This is a genomic window from Bradyrhizobium sp. Leo78 (genome assembly GCF_059512425.1).
Genome location: NZ_JCAMOT010000009.1, coordinates 1 through 19658, shown reverse-complemented (window position 1 = coordinate 19658; position 19658 = coordinate 1). Strand labels below are relative to the sequence as shown.

The 19658-nt window shown below is 62.7% G+C and carries 23 protein-coding genes; 17 read left to right on the top strand and 6 right to left on the bottom strand.

Features of this window, described 5'->3' with window-relative positions:
* Nucleotides 1-10 precede the first annotated feature (10 nt).
* Together AC5ZG1_RS13840 and AC5ZG1_RS13835 are read left to right on the top strand one after the other, a co-directional pair.
* The gene (locus AC5ZG1_RS13840; RefSeq protein ID WP_496133185.1) at nucleotides 11-790 is read left to right on the top strand and encodes a hypothetical protein; all 780 of its coding nucleotides are present in this window, start codon (nucleotides 11-13) and stop codon (nucleotides 788-790) included.
* 256 nt (nucleotides 791-1046) lie between these two features.
* Nucleotides 1047-4373, top strand: coding sequence for a DEAD/DEAH box helicase (locus AC5ZG1_RS13835; protein WP_496133184.1), 3327 nt, complete (start codon nucleotides 1047-1049; stop codon nucleotides 4371-4373).
* Between the two features lie 59 nt (nucleotides 4374-4432).
* On the opposite strand, the gene AC5ZG1_RS13830 is transcribed toward AC5ZG1_RS13835, so the two are convergent.
* A complete protein-coding gene (locus tag AC5ZG1_RS13830) occupies nucleotides 4433-4813 on the bottom strand; it encodes a tautomerase family protein (protein WP_130226784.1) in 381 nt (126 codons plus the stop codon).
* Nucleotides 4814-4959: 146 nt separating this feature from the next.
* On the opposite strand from AC5ZG1_RS13830, the gene AC5ZG1_RS13825 reads away from it, so the two are divergent.
* Complete coding sequence (locus AC5ZG1_RS13825) at nucleotides 4960-5625, top strand: DUF429 domain-containing protein (protein WP_130226783.1); 666 nt, start codon at nucleotides 4960-4962, stop codon at nucleotides 5623-5625.
* A 13-nt stretch (nucleotides 5626-5638) separates the two neighbouring features.
* Here the strand turns inward: AC5ZG1_RS13825 and AC5ZG1_RS13820 are convergent, their stop codons facing one another.
* From AC5ZG1_RS13820 to AC5ZG1_RS13810, 3 genes are read right to left on the bottom strand one after another with little or no spacing between them, the layout of a single operon-like run.
* Nucleotides 5639-5809 carry a hypothetical protein gene (locus tag AC5ZG1_RS13820; RefSeq protein WP_165421325.1) on the bottom strand — a complete coding sequence of 57 codons (171 nt, stop codon included), beginning with the start codon at nucleotides 5807-5809 and terminating at the stop codon, nucleotides 5639-5641.
* A gap of 12 nt (nucleotides 5810-5821) precedes the next feature.
* A complete protein-coding gene (locus tag AC5ZG1_RS13815; RefSeq protein ID WP_496133183.1) occupies nucleotides 5822-6214 on the bottom strand; it encodes a hypothetical protein in 393 nt (130 codons plus the stop codon).
* Between the two features lie 5 nt (nucleotides 6215-6219).
* Nucleotides 6220-7011 (bottom strand): sterol desaturase family protein, encoded by a 792-nt coding sequence (locus AC5ZG1_RS13810; protein WP_496133182.1) that lies wholly within the window; start codon nucleotides 7009-7011, stop codon nucleotides 6220-6222.
* A 117-nt stretch (nucleotides 7012-7128) separates the two neighbouring features.
* Here AC5ZG1_RS13810 and AC5ZG1_RS13805 point away from each other — a divergent pair, with 117 nt between their 5' ends.
* Both AC5ZG1_RS13805 and AC5ZG1_RS13800 read left to right on the top strand, forming a co-directional pair.
* Nucleotides 7129-7452: a DUF6166 domain-containing protein gene (locus AC5ZG1_RS13805; RefSeq protein ID WP_496133181.1), complete on the top strand. Its 324-nt coding sequence runs from the start codon at nucleotides 7129-7131 to the stop codon at nucleotides 7450-7452.
* 26 nt (nucleotides 7453-7478) lie between these two features.
* The gene (locus AC5ZG1_RS13800; protein ID WP_496133180.1) at nucleotides 7479-8588 is read left to right on the top strand and encodes a Zn-dependent alcohol dehydrogenase; all 1110 of its coding nucleotides are present in this window, start codon (nucleotides 7479-7481) and stop codon (nucleotides 8586-8588) included.
* On the opposite strand, the gene AC5ZG1_RS13795 is transcribed toward AC5ZG1_RS13800, so the two are convergent.
* Entirely contained in the window at nucleotides 8589-9344 is a 756-nt protein-coding gene (locus tag AC5ZG1_RS13795) for a GntR family transcriptional regulator (RefSeq protein WP_208826849.1), read from the bottom strand. It abuts the gene before it with no gap.
* Between the two features lie 559 nt (nucleotides 9345-9903).
* Between AC5ZG1_RS13795 and AC5ZG1_RS13790 the strand changes: the two genes are divergently transcribed.
* From AC5ZG1_RS13790 to AC5ZG1_RS13770, 5 genes are all read left to right on the top strand, one after another.
* A complete protein-coding gene (locus AC5ZG1_RS13790; protein ID WP_496133179.1) occupies nucleotides 9904-11226 on the top strand; it encodes a dicarboxylate/amino acid:cation symporter in 1323 nt (440 codons plus the stop codon).
* A gap of 149 nt (nucleotides 11227-11375) precedes the next feature.
* A complete protein-coding gene (locus tag AC5ZG1_RS13785) occupies nucleotides 11376-11699 on the top strand; it encodes an ArsR/SmtB family transcription factor (RefSeq protein WP_028166015.1) in 324 nt (107 codons plus the stop codon).
* Nucleotides 11696-12127 (top strand): SRPBCC family protein, encoded by a 432-nt coding sequence (locus AC5ZG1_RS13780; protein WP_496133178.1) that lies wholly within the window; start codon nucleotides 11696-11698, stop codon nucleotides 12125-12127. Before AC5ZG1_RS13785 ends, AC5ZG1_RS13780 begins: the two co-directional genes overlap by 4 nt.
* A gap of 18 nt (nucleotides 12128-12145) precedes the next feature.
* On the top strand, nucleotides 12146-12670 hold the full coding sequence (locus tag AC5ZG1_RS13775; protein ID WP_496133177.1) for a DUF1801 domain-containing protein: 525 nt from the start codon (nucleotides 12146-12148) through the stop codon (nucleotides 12668-12670).
* Between the two features lie 49 nt (nucleotides 12671-12719).
* Nucleotides 12720-13127, top strand: a complete 408-nt coding sequence (locus AC5ZG1_RS13770) for a DUF1801 domain-containing protein (RefSeq protein WP_130226775.1) — start codon at nucleotides 12720-12722, stop codon at nucleotides 13125-13127.
* Between the two features lie 18 nt (nucleotides 13128-13145).
* On the opposite strand, the gene AC5ZG1_RS13765 is transcribed toward AC5ZG1_RS13770, so the two are convergent.
* Complete coding sequence (locus AC5ZG1_RS13765; protein ID WP_496133176.1) at nucleotides 13146-14687, bottom strand: winged helix-turn-helix domain-containing protein; 1542 nt, start codon at nucleotides 14685-14687, stop codon at nucleotides 13146-13148.
* Between the two features lie 157 nt (nucleotides 14688-14844).
* Between AC5ZG1_RS13765 and AC5ZG1_RS13760 the strand changes: the two genes are divergently transcribed.
* The 7 genes from AC5ZG1_RS13760 to AC5ZG1_RS13730 all read left to right on the top strand — a co-directional run.
* Nucleotides 14845-15891 (top strand): alpha/beta fold hydrolase, encoded by a 1047-nt coding sequence (locus AC5ZG1_RS13760; RefSeq protein ID WP_496133175.1) that lies wholly within the window; start codon nucleotides 14845-14847, stop codon nucleotides 15889-15891.
* A gap of 26 nt (nucleotides 15892-15917) precedes the next feature.
* Nucleotides 15918-16421, top strand: a complete 504-nt coding sequence (locus AC5ZG1_RS13755) for a cytochrome P460 family protein (RefSeq protein ID WP_496133174.1) — start codon at nucleotides 15918-15920, stop codon at nucleotides 16419-16421.
* Between the two features lie 170 nt (nucleotides 16422-16591).
* Complete coding sequence (locus tag AC5ZG1_RS13750; protein ID WP_474418838.1) at nucleotides 16592-16963, top strand: ArsC family reductase; 372 nt, start codon at nucleotides 16592-16594, stop codon at nucleotides 16961-16963.
* 79 nt (nucleotides 16964-17042) lie between these two features.
* On the top strand, nucleotides 17043-17732 hold the full coding sequence (locus tag AC5ZG1_RS13745) for an RNA polymerase sigma factor (RefSeq protein WP_496133173.1): 690 nt from the start codon (nucleotides 17043-17045) through the stop codon (nucleotides 17730-17732).
* A 93-nt stretch (nucleotides 17733-17825) separates the two neighbouring features.
* A complete protein-coding gene (locus tag AC5ZG1_RS13740) occupies nucleotides 17826-18344 on the top strand; it encodes a DUF4142 domain-containing protein (RefSeq protein ID WP_496133172.1) in 519 nt (172 codons plus the stop codon).
* Between the two features lie 19 nt (nucleotides 18345-18363).
* Nucleotides 18364-18696, top strand: coding sequence for a cupredoxin domain-containing protein (locus AC5ZG1_RS13735; protein ID WP_496133171.1), 333 nt, complete (start codon nucleotides 18364-18366; stop codon nucleotides 18694-18696).
* Nucleotides 18697-18910: 214 nt separating this feature from the next.
* A partial coding sequence (locus AC5ZG1_RS13730; protein ID WP_496133170.1) for a DUF427 domain-containing protein occupies nucleotides 18911-19658 on the top strand: 748 nt, incomplete at its 3' end.

Sequence of the window (19658 nt, the reverse complement as noted above, 5' to 3'; positions counted from 1 at the left end):
TGTCCCGTCCGTGGCGGACGATCTTCAGCCGGACAGCGCCGCGTCATCTGACACGAAGTCCTCGGGCGATCCGGCCGACATTGTCGATCTCTCCGGTCGCGCGAAGCAGGTTTTGGCCCAGTCAAAAATAGAGCAGGTCGCGGCCGACACGCTGTCGGCCCTGGTCCAATCGCTGAGAGCGGCGGGCAAGCCGCAGCCGCTGCATTCTTCGTCCGACAAGGCACAACCGTCCTCTTCAGGCGGTAAGCCAGTCAGCTTCGAAGAACTCGCAGGGATTTCGCTGACCAGCACCACCGAAGTGACGGTGACTGCCGGCAACCGCAATGCGGCCTCGACTGACGCGAATGGCGACGCGCCGCCGTCCGGCACGATCCTCCAGAAGCGCAGCTTCTCGGAGACGTTCTCCTTCAATGGCTTCCACGTCCCCGCCACGGGCAACGCGCTGACCAACAACAGCGACGTCCAGATTTACGGCCCCGATGGCTCCAGCGCATCGTCGACGCTGTTCGGCGGTTCCGCCGGAGTTGGCAGCGGCGGCACGGGAAAACAATACACGATGGTATCGAGCGCGAAGGTCGGCAACCGCCAGATATTCACCTTCGCCATGAACAGCGCCGCCGTGTCGGCAACCGCGGCGCAGAATGCGAGCGGAAGCGCGGTGCAGGCCACGGCGGCCGTGAAATCCAGTATCGTGACATTCGTCGTCGACTTCAACACCGGCAAGATCTCGGCGATGGAAGCGGATGCCTCCGCCGCTGCGACCTGGAGCGCAGTTCAGAGAACGGCGTGAGAAACGCACGGCTACCCACGACAGGGGGCGAGAGGCGGGAACCGACCGCGATGGTACTCCCTTTCCAAGCAAGTCTCGACTCACCAAAATTTCTGTTGAAAAGAACCGGACCTTCGCAATGAACCGGCGCGGTGGGGCTCGGCCGCGCCAGGCAAATTTGCACCACGACTTCGGCGCATTACTATGACCAAGCTGTTCGGGCGGGCGTGATTGCGAAAAGTCACGGATCCCGCTCGTTATTGCCGGATCATAGCAAATGTCTGTAGTCGAGGATTTTGGTCAGGTGCTCCCGGATGTCGTGAAGACAAAGGACATCTACAGCTTCTTCAGCCGTTCTGCATTTGAGAAGGGCTACGCCTATCAGGCCCAAGGGCGCGTCACGGGATTGGAAATCAGCGACGACCTCACGCGCATTCGCAGCAAGGTACGTGGAGGTGAGCCCAGCCCTTATCGTGTCGACATCGAGCTCGAATTCGACCATGGGCGTCTAATCGACCTCGACGGCACGTGCAGTTGTCCGATCGGAGCCAATTGCAAGCATGTCGTGGCGACGATGCTCCAGGCGCTGAGCGGTGTATTGCCGTCCGAGCAGAAAACGGACATCGGCAAGACGCCCGTCCGCTCCGTGTCGATTCTGCCTTACGATGTCACCGCATGGCTCGACAGTATCGGCGCCGCCGTGCGCGGCGACGATTATCCCGTCGATGTGACGCATCGGTTGCTCTACTGCCTGCAGCCCGCTCAAGCGGGCACGCAAATGCCGTTGCTGGGAGTGTCGCTACTCTCGGTCCAGATGCGCAAGGACGGGACGTTCGGGAGCAGTCCCACGCGTCCGAACATTTCCAGTTTCTCGGCCGAACGTGCACCGAAGTATTTTCGCGATACCGACATCGACATTCTGATGCGGCTCACGAGAGAGCGAGGGGCGTACTATCACCCACCTCGGTTGCAATCCCTCGCGCTCCTGCAGCAAATCATCGCGACCGGACGTGCGTTCTGGCGCGATCACAAGGGGCGGCCGCTACAGTGGGGCGAGGCGCGCGAGGGGCGCATCGATTGGCAGCAGGCCAGCAAGCAAGGAGTTTCCCCGCAACTGACCGTGCCGGGAGCGACGGCCCTCAACGCCGAGCCGCCGGTTTATATGGATGAGGCCGCAGGCGTGATCGGCCCGGTCCAACTGGGCCTGCCGCCTCGACTTTCCTATCAGCTCTTGTCGGCGCCCGTCATCCCGCGCGCGCAAGTTGCGGAAGTGGCGCGCCGCCTCGGCGAGAGATTGCCGCAGCTTCATCGTGGCCTGTTGCCGGGAACGCCGGCAGCGGCGGTGAAGATCGACGACGATCCGATTCCGATCCTGCGGCTTAAGCGGGGACGCGAGGGCCCAAGTGCCCACTTTTTCCACGACAGGCCCGAACGGACCGCGGTTGCCCATCTCAGTTTCCGCTACGGCCCGATCGAGATCGAGCCTAGGGAAAGGGAAAATCCGCTCGAAGCATTTCAGGCCGGCGAGGTCTACACGATCACACGGCGGCGGTCGAAGGAGAAAGGCACGCACAAGCGGCTGTCAGAGTTCGATTTCCGCGAAGCGAAATTGATCCACCCGTTTCTCGATGCCGGTCATGTCGACGATCTGACGTTCGGGGAGCCTCACGCCTGGCTCGATTTTCTCGAGTTCGGCGTTTCCGAATTGCGCGCGGAAGGCTTCGATGTGCTGGTCGATGATGATTTTCCGTATCGGCTGGTGCAGTCGCAGGGCGTCTTCGATGCCGAATTGGAATCCAGCGGTATCGACTGGTTCGAGTTGGCGCTCGGCGTCGAAATCGACGGCGAGCGACGCGATCTGGCGCCGGTCCTGGCCGCCCTGGTTGCGACACCGAATTTCACGCCCGATCGGATCAAGCAGCTCGCCGAGGCAGGGGACCACTTCTATCTTCCGCTTGCCGACGGCCGCCACCTGTCGCTCGCGGCAGATCGCTTCCTGCCGCTCGTGCTTGCGCTTCATAGCCTCAGTTTGAGCGGCCTTTTCGGTGACACATCCGGAAAGATCAGGCTCTCGCGCGCGGATGTCGTGCCGCTGCTGGCGCTTGAAAATGGCGAATTTGCTTTCCGCGGCGCCGACAGTCTTCGGCGCCTCGCCAATCTGCTTCGGGATCGCGAATTGTCGAATCCGCCGTTGCCCGCAAATTTTCGCGCTGAACTGCGGACGTACCAGGCGCAGGGGTTGGGCTGGCTCGACTTGCTGCGCGAGAGCGGTCTTGGCGGTGTGCTGGCCGACGACATGGGGCTCGGCAAGACCGTCCAGATACTGGCGCTGTTGTCGCTGGAGAAGGCGCGCGGTCATCTCAGCGAGCCCGCCCTTGTCGTTGCGCCGACCAGCCTGATGACGAACTGGTTCAACGAAGCGCAGAAGTTCGCGTCGGATTTGAGGGTGCTCGTGCTTCACGGTTCGGATCGCAAGCAGAGCTTCGCCGCCATTGCGGACCATGATCTTGTCCTGACTACCTATCCGCTGATTGCGCGGGATCACGAAGTCCTGTTGTCTCGCGATTGGCACATGGCCGTGCTGGACGAGGCGCAGACGATCAAGAATCCCAATGCCGCGACCACCCGCTGGTTGCGCGGCGTCAAAGCGCGGCATCGCTTCTGCCTGACCGGGACGCCGGTGGAAAATCATCTAGGCGAGCTCTGGTCCATCATGAGCTTTGCCAATCCGGGATATCTTGGCGACAAGGCGGATTTCAGCCGGCGCTGGCGCATCCCGATCGAGAAGCGCACGGATTCGCGACGCGCAGCAGCGCTGGCGCAGCGCGTGAAACCATTTCTCTTGCGCCGGACCAAGGCGGAGGTGGTTAAGGAATTGCCGGCCAAGAGCGAGATCGTCGAGCGCATCGCATTGGAAGGCAGTCAGCGTGACCTCTACGATTCCATTCGCCTGTCGATGTCGGACAAGGTCCGTAAGGCGATCCAGGAGCGCGGCTTGGCCAAGAGCCACATCATCGTTCTCGAAGCGCTGCTCAGGCTGCGCCAGGCCTGCTGCGATCCGGCGCTGCTGAAGCTCGACGATCGCGCCAAGCGCCCATCGGCCAAGCTTGAGCGGCTGATGGAAATGGTTGTCGAACTCCTGAGCGAGGGCCGGAAGATCATCGTCTTCTCGCAGTTCACCTCGATGATCGACCTGATCAGGGGCAGGTTCGATGCGGAAGCTATCCGCTACAGCGTCCTGACCGGACAAACGACCAATCGCAAGCGCGCGATCGAAGCGTTCCAGGACCGCAACAGCGATGTCTTCCTCATCAGCCTGAAGGCCGGAGGCGTCGGGCTCAACCTGACGGCGGCCGATACGGTGGTCATCTTCGATCCCTGGTGGAATCCGGCGGTCGAGGAACAGGCGATCGATCGCGCTCATCGTATCGGCCAGGACAAGCCAGTTTTCATCTATCGGCTGGTGGCATCGGGTACGATCGAGGAGAAGATGGACGAGCTCAAGGCGCGGAAGCGCGCCTTGGCCGACAGCGTGTTCGATCGCGAGGGACGCATCGGCGCGGCACTCACCGAAGAGGACGTGCGTGCGCTGTTCGAGGAATAGCGAAACGGGGCGGGTGCAAGGCCGAACAGGAAAGACTGTCTGACGACGACGCGGTCGTGTCAGCTCGCGTATTGAGCGATGCCGTTGCCGAACGACCAGTTTTCCTTCTTGACCTCGACGAGGTTGATAAAGATGTCTTCACGGCGTAGCCCGAGCGCGGTGTGCAGGCCGTCGGCGATCGCCTTGTAGAGCGCCTGCTTCTGCGCGGTGGTACGGCCTTCGTTCCAGGTGATCTGGATGATCACGAGATCGTTGGTGCGGTGGATGCCGAGATAATCGGGATCGAACAGGAAGCCATCTGCGTCATGCTCGCTGAGGAGCTGGAACCGGTCCTTCTCCGGCACGCCGACACTGATGAGTGCGTCATATACGATGCGGCCAATTTCCTGCCGGAACGCCGCGTCCTTGCCCTTGCGAAGATCGATGCGAACGAGGGGCATGTCCGTCTCCTGTTATCCGATGCGACTTCGTCGCGTCCGCCGCGGCGATCGTCTGCAGATGCTCGCAATTACATTAGCTGCATATGCTGGTATTGAAGATCAAGAGTTGCATCGTAGAATGTAACCGCAACAAACAAGGAGCGGACGTGTCCTGCTATCTCGGTCTCGACGGCTTTCGCGGCGGCTGGGTGGTGGCCTGGATCGACGATCAGGGCAGTCACGGCTTCGACTATTCGCCGCGCCTGGATCGGCTTCTCGCGGCCGCGCACAAGCGCGCCATGATCGACATGCCGATTGGCCTGACGATGAGGGGGCACCGGACCTGCGATCTGCGTGCCCGCGAACTGGTCGGCGCTTCGGTGTTTCTCGGCGCGCGGCGCAATCTTTGGGAGTTTGCGGACCAGGCTTCGGCGAATCGGTACTACTGGCATCACGAGGGCCCGGGCATGGGCGTGTCCTGCCAGCTCTGGAACATCAGGGACAAGATCAGGGAGGTCGACGATTTCATCACGCCGAAGCGTCAGGCGACCATCGGCGAGGCACATCCGGAACTGATCTTCCGAAATCTCGGCAAGCAGATCCGTCTGGATGGCAAGAAGTCGGAGCGAGGCCGCGAGCAGCGCTTGAAACTGTTGGCCGAGCGGGGCTTCGTCAAGCTTTCAAGCTGGCTGGCGCAACGTCGCGGCACCGGGATCGGACGCGACGATCTGATCGATGCCTGTGCCTGCGCGGCGGCAGCCCGCGACAGCAACGCGCGGCTCGGCGGCGATGAGATCGACGTTCGCGGCCTGCGAATGGAGATCAACTACTGAGAAACCAAGCGCTTCACTTCCGCGTAACCTCCGGGAAGATCCACATCGCGATCACCATGAACGGAGCGAGCACCATGATCGCGATCTTCGGACCATGCTGCCCGATCGAGTCCTGGTAGAAATAGGCAGCGCAAGCGACGAGCAGCACGATGATCGATAGGGCTGTCTTGATCGGGAAGGGCATCGGCACACTCCTCTATGAGGCGGTAAACCCCTGCAGCGGGGAGAGCATCAGCGCGAGCGCGGCGATCTGGACCAGGCCAAGGACGGCGAGCCCGCTGCGGCTGTCGCGCCACGCACCCGGAATGACCTGAAACACCGCGGGAATGAACAGGAAGATCAGGCCGCCGAACACTACGACGGAGGTCCAGCGCAGCATCTCGTGTGCGAACAAGATCACACCCGCGAGCAGGATCACGAGTAACGCGAGATTGGCGAGCACGAGCACCCCGCCGGCGGCGCCCGCGAACGATTGCGGCCTGGCACTTGGCGGAAACATGCCGACCAGCGTGAAGAAGCTGAGGCAGCAGGCTGCGAAGGCTGCCGCGAACAGCACCAGCGCGAGGCCATTCGGCTCGATGCCGGCCATGGTGGTCACTCCGCCGGCACGGAGCTTACGGCCGGATCGATCCGCGGGGTACGCGCGGTCTTGCGCATGTTGCGCTTGACGAAGCGCGTCTCGTAGCCGTTGAAGAGATGACCGAGCAGGCCGCGATCGAGATCGGACGTGCCGAACAGCCAGTCCATGATCGGGAAGGTGAGGTTCATGTTACGCTCCATCATGATCGATTGGTCGTGATGGGCGGTGTGATGACGGCGGATGGTGTTCACCATCGGCACGTTGCGGACGAACCAGTTCTCCTCGACATGGCAGCAGAAATGCATGAACTCATAGATCAGGTACATCGACGTCGTCGTCGCGATCAGGAGCCATCCGACATTGGCCGAGATGAGATAGCCGGCGACAATCGCGAGCGGGATCGACATCAGGGTGAAGGTCGCGAGGGCGTAAGGCGGGAAGAAGGTCACGCGCCAATCATGATGGTCGGCGAAGCGCATCTCCTGATCGGTGAAGAACTGGTGATGCATCAAGGTGTGGCGGTTATAGATCGCGCGGAACGCCTTGATCTGCGAGGGGCGGTGCATCACGTAGCGGTGGATCCACCACTCGAAGAAATTCGCGCCCAGGAAAGTCACGGGGACGATCAGCAATTCCCATGCGCGCAGGTCGCGGACATTGGCGAGATAGATGTAGAGCGCGGTGAAGCCGATCGTGTAGATGATGAAGACGTGCAGCCAGCCATTGTACCAGCCGGCGACCCGCTCGCGGTAAGTTTCACGGTAGCGGCGCTGCCGAGCCGACATGGCGGTTGATGCGAGTTCCATGGCCGACCTCCCGACGTCGAACTTGGATGACATTTGAATTTGCGTGTGATATATCATTAATCTATCAATGCTGCAAGATGGCGAGTAACGCCTTGAGATGTCGGGGAGGAACCACGCATGAAAAGGTTTTGCGGAGACCGCACTATCGATGGAGTCGTGATCACGGTGGATGGCCGGCCGCTCGATCAGAGGCTCGATCTGCACCGCTACACCGCGAACGGTTTTGAATGGAGCTACGAGGGGGAGGAGCCGCGACAACTGGCGCTGGCGATCCTGGCCGAGCACTTGAACGATGACGCCACGGCAAAATCGCTGGTCGAGCCGTTCATGAAGGCGGTGGTTGCCAATTTCGGCAACGAGTGGGAAATGAGTTCCGCCGATATCGACGCGGCGCTGGCGGCGCTGCGGAAAGACAATGGTGCTTTTCGAGCCGCATCCTGAAACAGGGCGGGGCGGGAGATCTGGAAGTGGGGCTCAAATACAAGGCGGCGGTGCTGCACGCGCCGAAATCGCCGCTCGTCATCGAGACGGTCGAGGCGGGCGAACTCGCGGCCGACGACGTGCTCGTCCGCGTCAAGGCGGTGGGGCTTTGCCATACAGATCTCGAAGTGATCGAAGGCAGCCTGCGCAATCCGATGCCGATCCTGCTCGGTCATGAAGCATCCGGCGTCGTCGAGCAGGTCGGGCCGAATGCGCGCGGCGTCGCGGTCGGCGACCACGTCGTCCTCTCCTGGAATCCGCATTGCGGGCATTGCTTCTATTGCGATCGCGACCTGCCGATCCTCTGCGAATCCTACCTGGGACAGGCGCCGCTCGCGGTGCAATTCGACGGACGCAGTCGCGCCAGGCTGGGCGACGGGCGTGAGCTCAAACATTTGATGTATCTCGGCGCGCTCGCTGAATACTGCATCGTGCCGGCGCAACAGGCGATCGTGGTGCCGAAGGAGCTTGCCTTCGATCAAGCCTGCCTGATCGGTTGCGGCGTCATGACCGGCGTGGGCGCCGCGCTCAATGTCGCGTCCATCCACTACGGCGACAGCGTGATGGTGATCGGATGCGGCGCGGTCGGCCTTGCGGCCGTGCAAGGCGCGCGTATGGCCGGCGCCGACATCGTCATTGCCGTCGATCTCGACGACAACAAACTCGATCTGGCCAAGCAGCTCGGGGCAACGCACGCGATCAACGCCGCCAAAGAGGACGTGATCGATCTCTCGCGTCAATTGACCGATGGCCGCGGCGTCGACGTCGTTCTGGAGTCGGCCGGCAGTGCGCGTGCGTTTCGGATGACGAGTGAGGCGGTGCGGCCGGGCGGCGAGGTCATCTGGCTCGGCAAGATCGATGTCGCGCAGGACGTCGCGTTTCGATGGGGTTCCTTGATGCAGGAAAAGCGCATGCGGCGCTCGAGCTATGGCGGCGCGCGGCCGCTGCGCGACTTTCCGATGCTGGCGCAGGCCGCACTCGACGGCCGCCTCAAGCTGGATCAGTTGATCACCGCGCGCATCTCGCTCGAAGATGTCAACGCGGGTTTCGAGGCGCTGCGACGCGGCGCTGCGATCCGCAGCGTCGTGATGTTGTGATCACGTCTCGATGGTCTTGCGGGTGAAGCTTTCGATGTAGTCGAGCAGGCGATCGGACGCTTTCGCTGCGGCTTCCGGATCGCGTGCGGCGATCCGCTCGGCGACGTCGGCGTGCAGGCGCGCCGACAGCGGCAGGTCGCCGACTTCCCGGTAGTGCTGGTACCAGAAGCGTCGGGACAGGCCGTGCATCAGGCCCATGGCGCGGGAGGCGAACTCGTTTCTCGCGGCCTGGCTGACCAGCTCGTTGAAGGCGCGATCGAGCCGCATGAAGGTCATGTCGTCGGCCTCATCCGAGGCGCGACGCATGTCCCCGGCAATGGTCGTAAACTGAGCGATTTCCTCCGGCGTTGCGCGCTCGGCAGCGCCGCGCGCCATCAGCCGCTCGAGCTCGCGGCGTACCTCCAGCAGACGCATCTGAGTCCTGAGGTTGATCTGCGACACCAGGATGCCCCGTCGCGGCAGGATGACGACGAGGCCGTCGCGGGCCAGCCGCTGCAGCGCCTCCCGGATCGGGGTGCGGCCGATGCCCAGTTTCGCCGCCAGCGACTGTTCCGACAGGATAGTCTCGGGCGGCAAGGCAAGGGTAACGATCAGTTCCTCGAGTTGCCGATAGGCGCGGTCGGTCAACGTCGCCTGATCGCGCTCGTCGCGTTCGAGGTCGACGCTACGCGGCACGTCGCGCGAGTCTGGCTCGCTCTTCCTGGACCTGGCAGTCTTGCTGGTGCGGGCTCGTGGGGTTCGCCTGTCCGCGGCCATCTGCCGTGATTCTCCCTTTGCTCGTCACGACGATATTTCACGCGTGACGAAGAGGGTCAATCGGGCGTCGGTGTGGCCATCGTGGCCGCGATGCGTTCGATCAATGCGAGATGCTTTCGAGCGTTCGACCGTTGGCTTTCTGGCCCAGCGGGAGCACGACAGGGGCGATCGCGGACGTCTATGAGGTCGATGTCGCGACGTCCGCGCGTGGAGGGCGGATTGCTTCGCGGCGCTCTCAATGACGACGGAGAAGGCGCGCGCTCACATCTATCCCTCAGCCTGAGGAGGCCGCTCCGCGGCCCGTCCCGAAGGCCGAGGCCACCGGCGGGGCCTCATCCTTCGAGACGCACGAAGGCGCGCTCCTTAAGGATGAGGGTCTGGCAGCAGTGCCGTCGAGGCCTTTCGGGTTTTCTTGAAAGATTGTGCTCGCGCAACGTGCTAGGCTAGCGACGTTAGGGTCGACTATTCCGCAAAGCAGCATGAACAGGAACGTGCATTGTTCGCGGCGCTACCTCATCCATGATGGCGTCATCCTGATCCCTCCATCCGCGGAGCCTCCATGACAGCAGAAGCGATCCGCCCCGCCGCCCATCACCATCCCTGGTACAAGGTCCTCTACATCCAGGTCCTGATCGCGATCGCGCTTGGCATCCTGCTCGGCCATTTCTATCCCGGTCTCGGCAAGGAGATGAAGCCGCTCGGTGACGGCTTCATCTCGCTGATCAAGATGATGATTGCGCCGGTGATCTTCTGCACCGTCGTGCACGGCATCTCCTCGATGGGCGACCTCAAGCGCGTCGGTCGCGTCGGCCTGAAGGCTCTGATCTATTTCGAGACCGTCTCGACCGTGGCGCTGGCGGTCGGCCTCATCGTCGGCAGGACCCTGCAGCCCGGGAGCGGCTTCAACATCGATCCGTCCTCAATCGATGCCAAATCGGTCGCGACCTACGTGACCAAGGCGAAAGAGGAGGGGATCGTTGCCCATCTGATGGCGATCATTCCCGACAGCTTCTTCGGCGCGCTGGCGCGCGGCGACCTCCTGCAGGTGCTGTTGATCTCGATTCTATCAGGCTTTGCCATCGCCTTCATGGGCAAGGCCGGCGAGCCGATCGCGTATGCGATCGACCAGGCCGCCAAAGTGTTCTTCGGTGTGATCCGCATCATCGTGCGTGTCGCGCCGCTCGGCGCGTTCGGTGCGATGGCGTTCACCGTCGGCGCCTACGGGCTGGGCTCGCTCTGGAATCTGGTGGCGCTGATCGGCACCTTCTATTTGACCAGCGCGCTGTTCGTCCTGATCGTGCTCGGCTCGATCGCGCGGCTCTCGGGATTCTCGATCATCCGCTTCATCGGCTACATCAAGGACGAGCTGTTGATCGTGCTCGGCACCTCGTCGTCGGAGACGGTGTTGCCGCAGATGATCCAGAAGATGGAGCATCTCGGTGCCTCGCGCCCGGTGGTCGGCCTCGTCATCCCGACCGGCTACAGCTTCAATCTCGACGGCACCAACATCTACATGACGCTGGCGACGCTGTTCCTGGCACAGGCGACCAACACGCCTCTGACGATCTGGCAGGAACTCGGCATTCTGGGCATCGCCATGATCACCTCAAAGGGGGCGTCCGGCGTCACCGGGGCGGGCTTCATTACGCTGGCGGCAACCTTGTCCATCGTGCCTGACATCCCGATCCAGTCGCTCGCCATCCTCGTCGGCATCGACAAGTTCATGAGCGAGTGCCGCGCGCTCACCAATTTGATCGGCAACGGCGTCGCCTGCGTCGTCATCAGTCTCTCGGAGGGTGAGCTCGACAAGGCGAAGCTGCACGAGACCATGGCAAATCCCCTCGAACTCGGCGAGGCGCTCGAGCCGGGCGGGGGCTCGTAGCGACGCCATAATGCATAACCAGGCGGATATAGCAAAAAGCGTATAGCACGCTCGCTATGGCCAGCGGGCGCCGGTCCACGTGCCTGCTTGACTGACGCATATCTCGCCGGTTATAGATCGATCAATAGCCAACGGGTTATCGATCCCAAATGCCAAACGCTCACGATGAGCTCTTCAGGGCGCTCGCCGATCCGACCCGGCGGGCCATCTTTGAGCGATTGTGCCGCGAAGGAGAGCAGACGGTCGGGGCTCTGACGGCTCTGGCCGGGGTCTCGCAACCGGCCGTCTCGAAGCACCTTGTCGTTCTGAAGCATGCGGGACTCGTGCGCGACCGCCACGAAGGCCGCCAGACGCACTACAGCGCGCAGCTCGGTGCGTTAGCCCCGCTGATCGACTGGACCAGCCAAATGGCCGGCTTCTGGCAAAGCCGGTTCGACCACCTCGAAGATCTGCTCAAAAGGATGGACCAATGACCAACATTGCGACCGAAACGCGCTCCGTCATTGTCGAACGCGAGATACCTCATCCGCCGGAAAAGATCTGGCGCGCGCTCACGCAACCACACCTGATCGAGGAGTGGCTGATGAAGAACGACTTCAAGCCCGTCGTGGGCCACCGTTTCAATCTTCGCGGCGAGTGGGGCGGCGTGCTGGACTGCGAGGTCCTCGCGATCGAGCCGAACAAGGCGCTGTCCTACACCTGGAATTTTGCGCACGACGATGCAGCCTTTAACCTGAAGAGCGTGGTGACCTTCACGCTCACGCCAACGAGCACGGGCACTCATCTGCGTATGGAGCAGTCGGGCTTCCGTCCCGATCAGAAGCAGGCCTACGGCGGCGCCAACGCCGGGTGGCAGCAGTTCTTTGCGAATCTGGAGCAGGTGTTGGGGCGGACAGAGTGAGCTCTGCGGGTGAACACAATGGCCAACAGGACGTCCAGCAAGTCAACGAAAGTTGCGACAAAGGCGGCCAAGCCGGGCGCGGCGAAAGCGGCCAAACCGCGCAAGGCGGCGGCCCCGATGTTGCAGTCCGGCAAGGACGCAAAGCCTGTTCTCCTCACAGGAGGCAACCCACAGATCGCGAAGGCGGACGGCGACGCCCCGGTGCAGGCCTACATCGCCGCCATGCCGGGGTGGAAAAGCGATGTCGGACGCCGCCTCGATGCGTTGATCGTGCGCACCGTCCCCGGCGTGCGCAAGGCGGTCAAATGGAACTCTCCGTTTTATGGCGTCGAGGGCCAGGGCTGGTTCCTCGGCATCCATTGCTTCACGAAGTACGTCAAGGTGGCTTTCTTTCGCGGCAGGTCATTGCGTCCTGTTCCGCCTGGCGAGTCCAAGAGCAAGGACACGCGCTACCTCGACATTCATGAAGACGACGAACTCGACGAAGCGCAGTTCGCCGCCTGGGTGAAGCAAGCCAGCGAAATGCCCGGCGAATGGATGTGAGCGGCGGGTGCGAGGACGAACGATAGCGGACAAGAAGGCTACAGCCACCATGAAGAAAAGCGGCTCGAAGGAAGCAGACTCTCCTTCTCGGCTGATAGATGCGAGGATCGAGGAGCTGGGTGACTGGCGGGGCGAGACGCTTGCTCGAGTCCGCAATCTCATCAAGCAGGCCGACCCTGAAGTGGTCGAGGAGTGGAAGTGGAGAGGGGTTCCAGTGTGGGAGCACGGTGGGATCATCTGCACCGGCGAGACCTATAAGAGCGTCGTCAAGATGACCTTCGCCAAGGGCGCCTCATTGGAGGACCCTTCAGGCCTCTTCAACTCCAGCCTCGAAGGCAACACCAGGCGTGCGATCGACATCCATGAGGGCGACAAGATCAACGAAGCAGCGTTGAAGGCTCTCATTCGCGCGGCCGTGGAACTGAATCGCTCTCAGAAGAAACCAAAGAAGGCTTGAGGAGTCAGCGAAGACGCATCATTCCGGCACGCCGGCCGCCCGCAGCGCCTCGGCATAGGTTTGCGCCATGGGCTCGACCGGGAAGGGGATACGGGACAGGAATCCCGCGATCGAAAATTCCGGTTCGACCTTCAGCAATTCCCGAGCGACCTGCGCTGCGCGGTCGCGCTCGCCGGTCTTCACCAGCGCCACGGTGAGGACGCGCAGCGCCACCGCAAAGCGGCGGTTCTGCGCCAGCGCTTTTTCCGCCCAGGTAATCGCTTCAGGGAAATTCTCGTCCAAAACGGCGCAGATCGCGAGCGCTCCGGAAGCGAACCAGCCGCGCGGGTCGCGGGGATTGAGCCGCTGCGCCCGCTCGATCATGGCGCGGCCGGCGCCCTGATTGCCGCGCATCGCCTCGATCCAGCCGCCGAGCGTGAGCGCCATCGCGGAATTCGGGTTGATCGCAAGCGAGCGGCTGAACAATTCGCGCGCCGGCTCAATTTCGTCGGCCATGTTCCAGATCGCGAACGCGGCCATCCACAACACCTGCGCATCGTTCGGCGCCAGCTCGACCGCGCGCCAGGCCAGCGTGACGGCCTTGCTGCGATATTGCTCGTCCGGCCCGATCCAGCCCTGGAAATGGCGCAGCGCATGGCAATAGGCGGATGCCGCCATTGCCGGCGCGTAGGCGGAATCGATCGCGAGTGCCTGGTCGAGGCAATCGATCGCCGCCGCAATGCTGTCAGCGGTGAACTCATAACGCAGACTGTAGGCGCGCAGCAGCAGGTCGTAGGCGTCGAGCTGGCTTGGGGGAGAGGACCTGCGGCGCTCCGCTTCGGCGAGATGCAGCGTCGGCTCGATTGCGGCCACCACGCTTTCGGTGATGCGGTCCTGCAGGTCGAACACTTCGCTGGCGTCGCCGTCGAAGCGGTCGGCCCAGAGATGGACAGCCGAATTCGCATCGATGAGCTGGCCCGTGATCCGCAACCGATCGCCACCGCGGCGAACGCTGCCTTCCAGCACGTAGCCGACGCCGAGCTCGCGGCCGACCTGGCGGATATCGACCGCCTTGCCCTTGTAGGTGAAGGAGGAGTTTCTCGCGATCACGGATAGTCCGCTGCAGCGCGACAGCGCCGTGATGATGTCCTCGGCGACCCCGTCGGCAAAATACTCCTGTTCGGGATCGCCGCTCATATTGGTGAACGGGAGCACCGCGATCGACGGGCCTTCGAAGGCGGCAACCGGCAGGCTCGTGCTCTCGTCGGCGGCTTGCTCGCGGACCTCGCCGACGAAACGAATGCCCTTGCGGGGGAGCGTGCGGATCAGCCGCTGCTCATCGCCATTGTCGCCGATCGCCGCGCGTGCGGCGTTCAGCCGGCTACTCAGCGTTGCCTCCGAGACGATCCGTCCGTGCCAGACGGCGGCTAGCAGGTCGTCGCGGCTGACGACACGCTCGCGTGAACGGATCAGGAATTCCAACAGATCGAACACCTGCGGCTCGACGGCGACGAGCCCATCGTCCCGGCGCAGCTCGCGGCGGTCGGTATCCAGAACGAAGTCGTTGAAATGATAGAGCAATTTATAGGGCCTGCCGGCTGTGACGGGAGTCGCAACGAACCTAGCACAAGGCGCCCGCCGCAAAAATCAAAGCCATCTGAAGGATAAATCCAGATAGTCTCCAAGCGCTCACGGTCGGGAGGGGGCAAAAGGTCGCCAGTTCGAAACGGAGATCGCCATGTCCCAGGATATCAACCGGAGCCGCCGCCGCTTCTTCGGCGTTGCCGCCGGAACCTTCGCCGCCGCCCAGTTCGGCCTGATCGGATCCGCCTATGCGCAGGGCGCCAAGAAGGTGACGCTGCCCGCGGCGCGGCCGGGGGCGCATACGTCGTTCGGCCCGTTGAAGCAGATCGACGCCGGCCTCCTCAATGTCGGCTATGCCGAGGCAGGGCCTGCTGGTGGTCCCGTGGTGATCTTGCTGCACGGCTGGCCTTACGACATCTACAGCTATGTCGACGTCGCGCCGCTACTGGCATCCGCCGGCTATCGCGTGATCATCCCTTATCTGCGCGGCTATGGCCCCACGCGTTTCCTGTCCGATGCGACGTTGCGAAACGGCCAGCCGGCGGCGCTCGCGGTCGACATCGTCGCGCTGATGGATGCGCTCAAGATCGAGAAGGCGACGCTTGCCGGCTACGACTGGGGCGCGCGCACGGCCAACATCATCGCCGCGCTCTGGCCCGAGCGCTGCAAGGCGATGGTCTCCGTCAGCGGCTACCTGATCGGCAGCCAGGAGGCCGGCAAGATGCCGCTGCCGCCGAAGGCTGAACTGCAATGGTGGTACCAGTTCTATTTTGCCACCGAGCGCGGGCAGCAGGGCTACGACAAGTACCGGCACGACTTCGCCAGGCTCATCTGGCAGCTCGCTTCGCCGAAGTGGAATTTCGACGACGCCACCTTCGAGCGTAGCGCGGCCGCCTTCGACAATTCCGATCACGTCCGCATCGTCATCCATAACTACCGCTGGCGGCTCGACCTCGCCCAAGGCGAAGCGAAATACGACGATCTGGAGAAGAAGCTGGCGACATTCCCTGTTATCACGGTGCCGACCATCACCATGGAAGGCGATGCCAACGGCGCGCCGCATCCGGAGCCGAGCGCCTACGCCAAAAAATTCGCCGGCAAGTACGAGCACCGCCTCATCACCGGCGGCATCGGCCACAATCTGCCGCAGGAGGCCCCGCAGGCCTTCGCGCAGGCCGTCATCGATGTCGATAACGTCTGATCGAACAGCAACACGGTATCAAACTGATGCGACAGAATCTGAAATGGGCCCTGGCGGCCCTCATGGTGGCGTGCGCCACGACGGCAGTGCCCTTCGCCGCCAGCCTTGCCGACGATGGGGCGTCGCCGATCTTCGGCGTCAGGATTCCCGAAGGCTATCGCGACTGGAAGCTGATCGCGGTCGGACAGGAGGTCGGCCTCGATGAACTGCGGGGCGTCCTCGGCAATGCTGCCGCGGTCAAGGCCAGCAAGGGTGGCACGCTGCCGTTTCCGGACGGCACGACCTTCGTCAAGCTAGCCTGGAAGCATGTCCCGGTCGAAGGCCTCGACGGCGCCTTTATCACCGGCCCGCCCACGACCGTCCAGATCATGGTCAAGGACTCCGCCAAATACGCCTCCACCGGCGGCTGGGGCTTTGGCCGGTTCATCGACGGCAAGCCCGTCGACGAGGCCCAGCACAGGACCTGCTTCGCCTGCCACGAAGCCCATGCGAAGGATCACGATTTCGTCTTCACGCGATATGGACGCTAGAGCATGATCCGGAAAAGTGGAATCCGGTTTTCCCTCGTGACAAACGCGCAGCGTTTGCGCGGAGATCATGCTCCAAACAAAGACTCCCGGGAATTCACAGGAGGGGTGGGTACCTAATCTGGCGCAACAGCCATTGCGAAGCTACTTTCTCGCGGCAACGCATGCGAGGAATGGCTTTGAGCATCACCATCTACGGCATCAAGAACTGCGACACCATGAAGAAGGCGCGCGCCTGGCTCGACGGCCATGGCGTCGCCTATGATTTCCACGACTACAAGGCGGCCGGCATCGCCAAGGACAAGCTGAAGCAATGGAGCGACGAGGTCGGCTGGGAAACGCTGCTCAACCGGGCCGGCACCACATTCAAGAAATTGCCCGACGCCGACAAGGAAGGCCTGAACGAGCGCAAGGCCCTGGCGCTGATGGCGGCGCAGCCGTCGATGATCAAACGGCCGGTGCTGGACCTCGGCGGCAAGCTCCTAGTCGGCTTCAAGGAGGAGGTCTACGCCAAGGAAGTGAAGTCGCGCGGCCGCAAGGGGTAGGGCGGGGGCGATTTTCGGGAACCTCTGCGCCTCGGCCGCATCTAATTCTGGTATCCGCTGGAATGAAGGCGAGAACGCCATGCAATCGGCCACCACACCCAAGTCTGCGCCGGCTGCGGCCGGCGACGTCGAACTCGTCAAGCGCGCATTGGCCCGCGACGAGGCCGCCGTTCGCGCCATGCTTAAAGCCAACAATCGCAGGCTCTATCGGCTGGCGCGCGGCATCCTGCGCAACGACAGCGAGGCCGAGGACGTCGTCCAGGAAACCTATGTCCGGGCCTTCACGCATCTTGCCGCTTTCCGCGGCGAGTCCAGCCTGTCAACATGGCTGTCGCGGATCACGATGAACGAGGCGCTGGGACGGCTGCGCCGCGACCGGCCCGGGGTCGAAATTTCGTCACTGCCGCAAGGCGCGCTGGAAGCGCAGATCATCCAGTTCCCCCTGATGTCCACTGCAGACGATCCTGAAAAATCCATGGCTCAGCGCGAAATCCACAGAGTTGTCGAGGCCGCCATCGACGAACTGCCGGAGGCGTTTCGCCTCGTCTTCATCACGCGCGTGGTTGAGGGCATGAATGTCGAGGAGACCGCCGAGCTTCTTGACCTGAGGCCTGAGACGGTGAAGACGCGGCTGCACCGCGCCCGCGCCATGCTGCGCGACAATGTCGAGAAGAAGATTGGTCCTGTCATCATGGAGATGTTCCCGTTCGCCGGCCGCCGCTGCGACCGGCTGACCGAAGCCGTGCTGCAACGGCTCGACTACATCTGAAGAATTTGGGAACCTCGCCCGCCGATCGCCATCCAACTCCTGTGCAAACGAAATGCGCCGTCGGAAACCCGAGGCGCCACAGGAGGACCAGAGATGTTCGCTCAATTGGGAGCAGCGATCGCCGCGGTGATGTTGTTGAGCAGCCCAGCGCTTGCCGAAAGCAAGCTCACCGATCCACAGATCGCCCACATCGCGTACACCGCCGGCAATATCGACATCGCGGCGGCCAAGCAGGCGCTGACGAAGGCCAGCAACAAGGACGTCAAGGCGTTCGCGGAAGACATGGTGCGCGACCATGAGGCCGTGAACAAGCAAGCGCTCGACCTCGTCAAGAAGCTCAAGGTCACGCCCGAAGACAACGACACCAGCAAGGCATTGTCGAAGCAGGCGGCCGACAAGCTCGCCGAGCTCGGCAAGCTCCACGGCGCCGCCTTCGACAAGGCCTACATCGCCAACGAGGTCGCCTATCACAAGACCGTCGACAGCGCGCTGGAAACGAAGTTGATCCCATCGGCCAGCAACCCCGAGCTGAAGAGCTTGCTGCAGACCGGCCTGAAGATCTTTCAGGGCCACGAGCAGCACGCCGAGCATGTCGCCGCACAGCTGAAATAACATTGTAGGGGAGCTGCCCATGCAGCCCGGACGCCTCTGTCTGATCGCCGGCGTGCTTTCCCTTGCGGCGATGGTGGTCCCCGCGCATGCCGCGACGATCACGATCGTGATGGAGAATCTGGTGGTCTCGCCGGCCGAGGCCACGGCCAAGCTCGGCGATACCATCGAATGGGTGAACAAGGACGTGGTCGCGCACACCGCGACCGCGAAGAACGGCGATTTCGACGTGACGATACCGCCGAGGAAGACCGTGACTTACGTCCTGAAGAAGGCGGGCACGGTCGACTACTACTGCCGCTTCCATCCCAACATGAAGGCGATACTGAAGATTGCCAGTGAGCCGTCGCCTTGATCGGCAGGAGGCTCATGGAACCTTGCTGCAGGTCTCCATTCCAGGGTAGATATACTTCCGGACGTCAACCGGCCTCGATCATCAACCCTTGAGGGAGAGAGCAGTGGGACTGTCCTGGCAACAAGGTCCGCTCTCAACGGGAGCATTTGGCCGGTTCCTCGTGCCCGAACCGCTGCCGAAGCGATTGTTATACGTAGAGCGTTTGCGCCGGCGCATGCGCGTGCGCTTCGGGGAAATCTGGATCGCTGACAGCGAGCATGTCCTCTTGCTCTTCGAACCGGGCCGGTATCCGGTCGCCTATTTCCCGGAGAGCGATGTTTCGCCACACGTCCTGGAGCGCACCGAGCATACCACGGAGCATCCCGATCTCGGGCCCACGTCCTGGTACAGCGTTCGGGCGGACGAACAACACATCGCGCCGCGAGGAGCGTGGCAGCACACCGGTCTGCCCGCCCACGCGAGCGAACTGCAGGCGCGCGTCGCATTCGCCTGGCGGGCCATGGATGCATTCTACGAAGAAGACGAAAGAATCCTCGGCCATGCCGCTGACCCCTACCACCGCATCGACATTCGCCAGGCCTCGCGTAACCTCGTTGTCCGCCATGGTGAACGGATCATCGCCGACACCAAGCGGCCGCTGGTCCTCTACGAGTCCGGCTTCGCGCCGCGCTGGTACGTTCCACGCGCTGATATCGATGAGGCCGCTCTCGCTCCGGTGAAACTCCAGACCTTCTGCCCGTACAAAGGACTGTGCAGCTACTACAGCATCGGTGACGCACGCCAGGCGGCCTGGTTCTATCCTGATGCTTATCCCGAGGTGCGCCGCATCTCCAACCTGGTGTCGTTCGAACCTGATCTCGTCACGGTCCTTCTCGATGGCACCCTGCTCCATCTTGAGCCGGGTCAGACGGTGGTCCCGCATGGCCCCGATCGCAACCTCGACCTCGCCGAGGTGGTTCGCC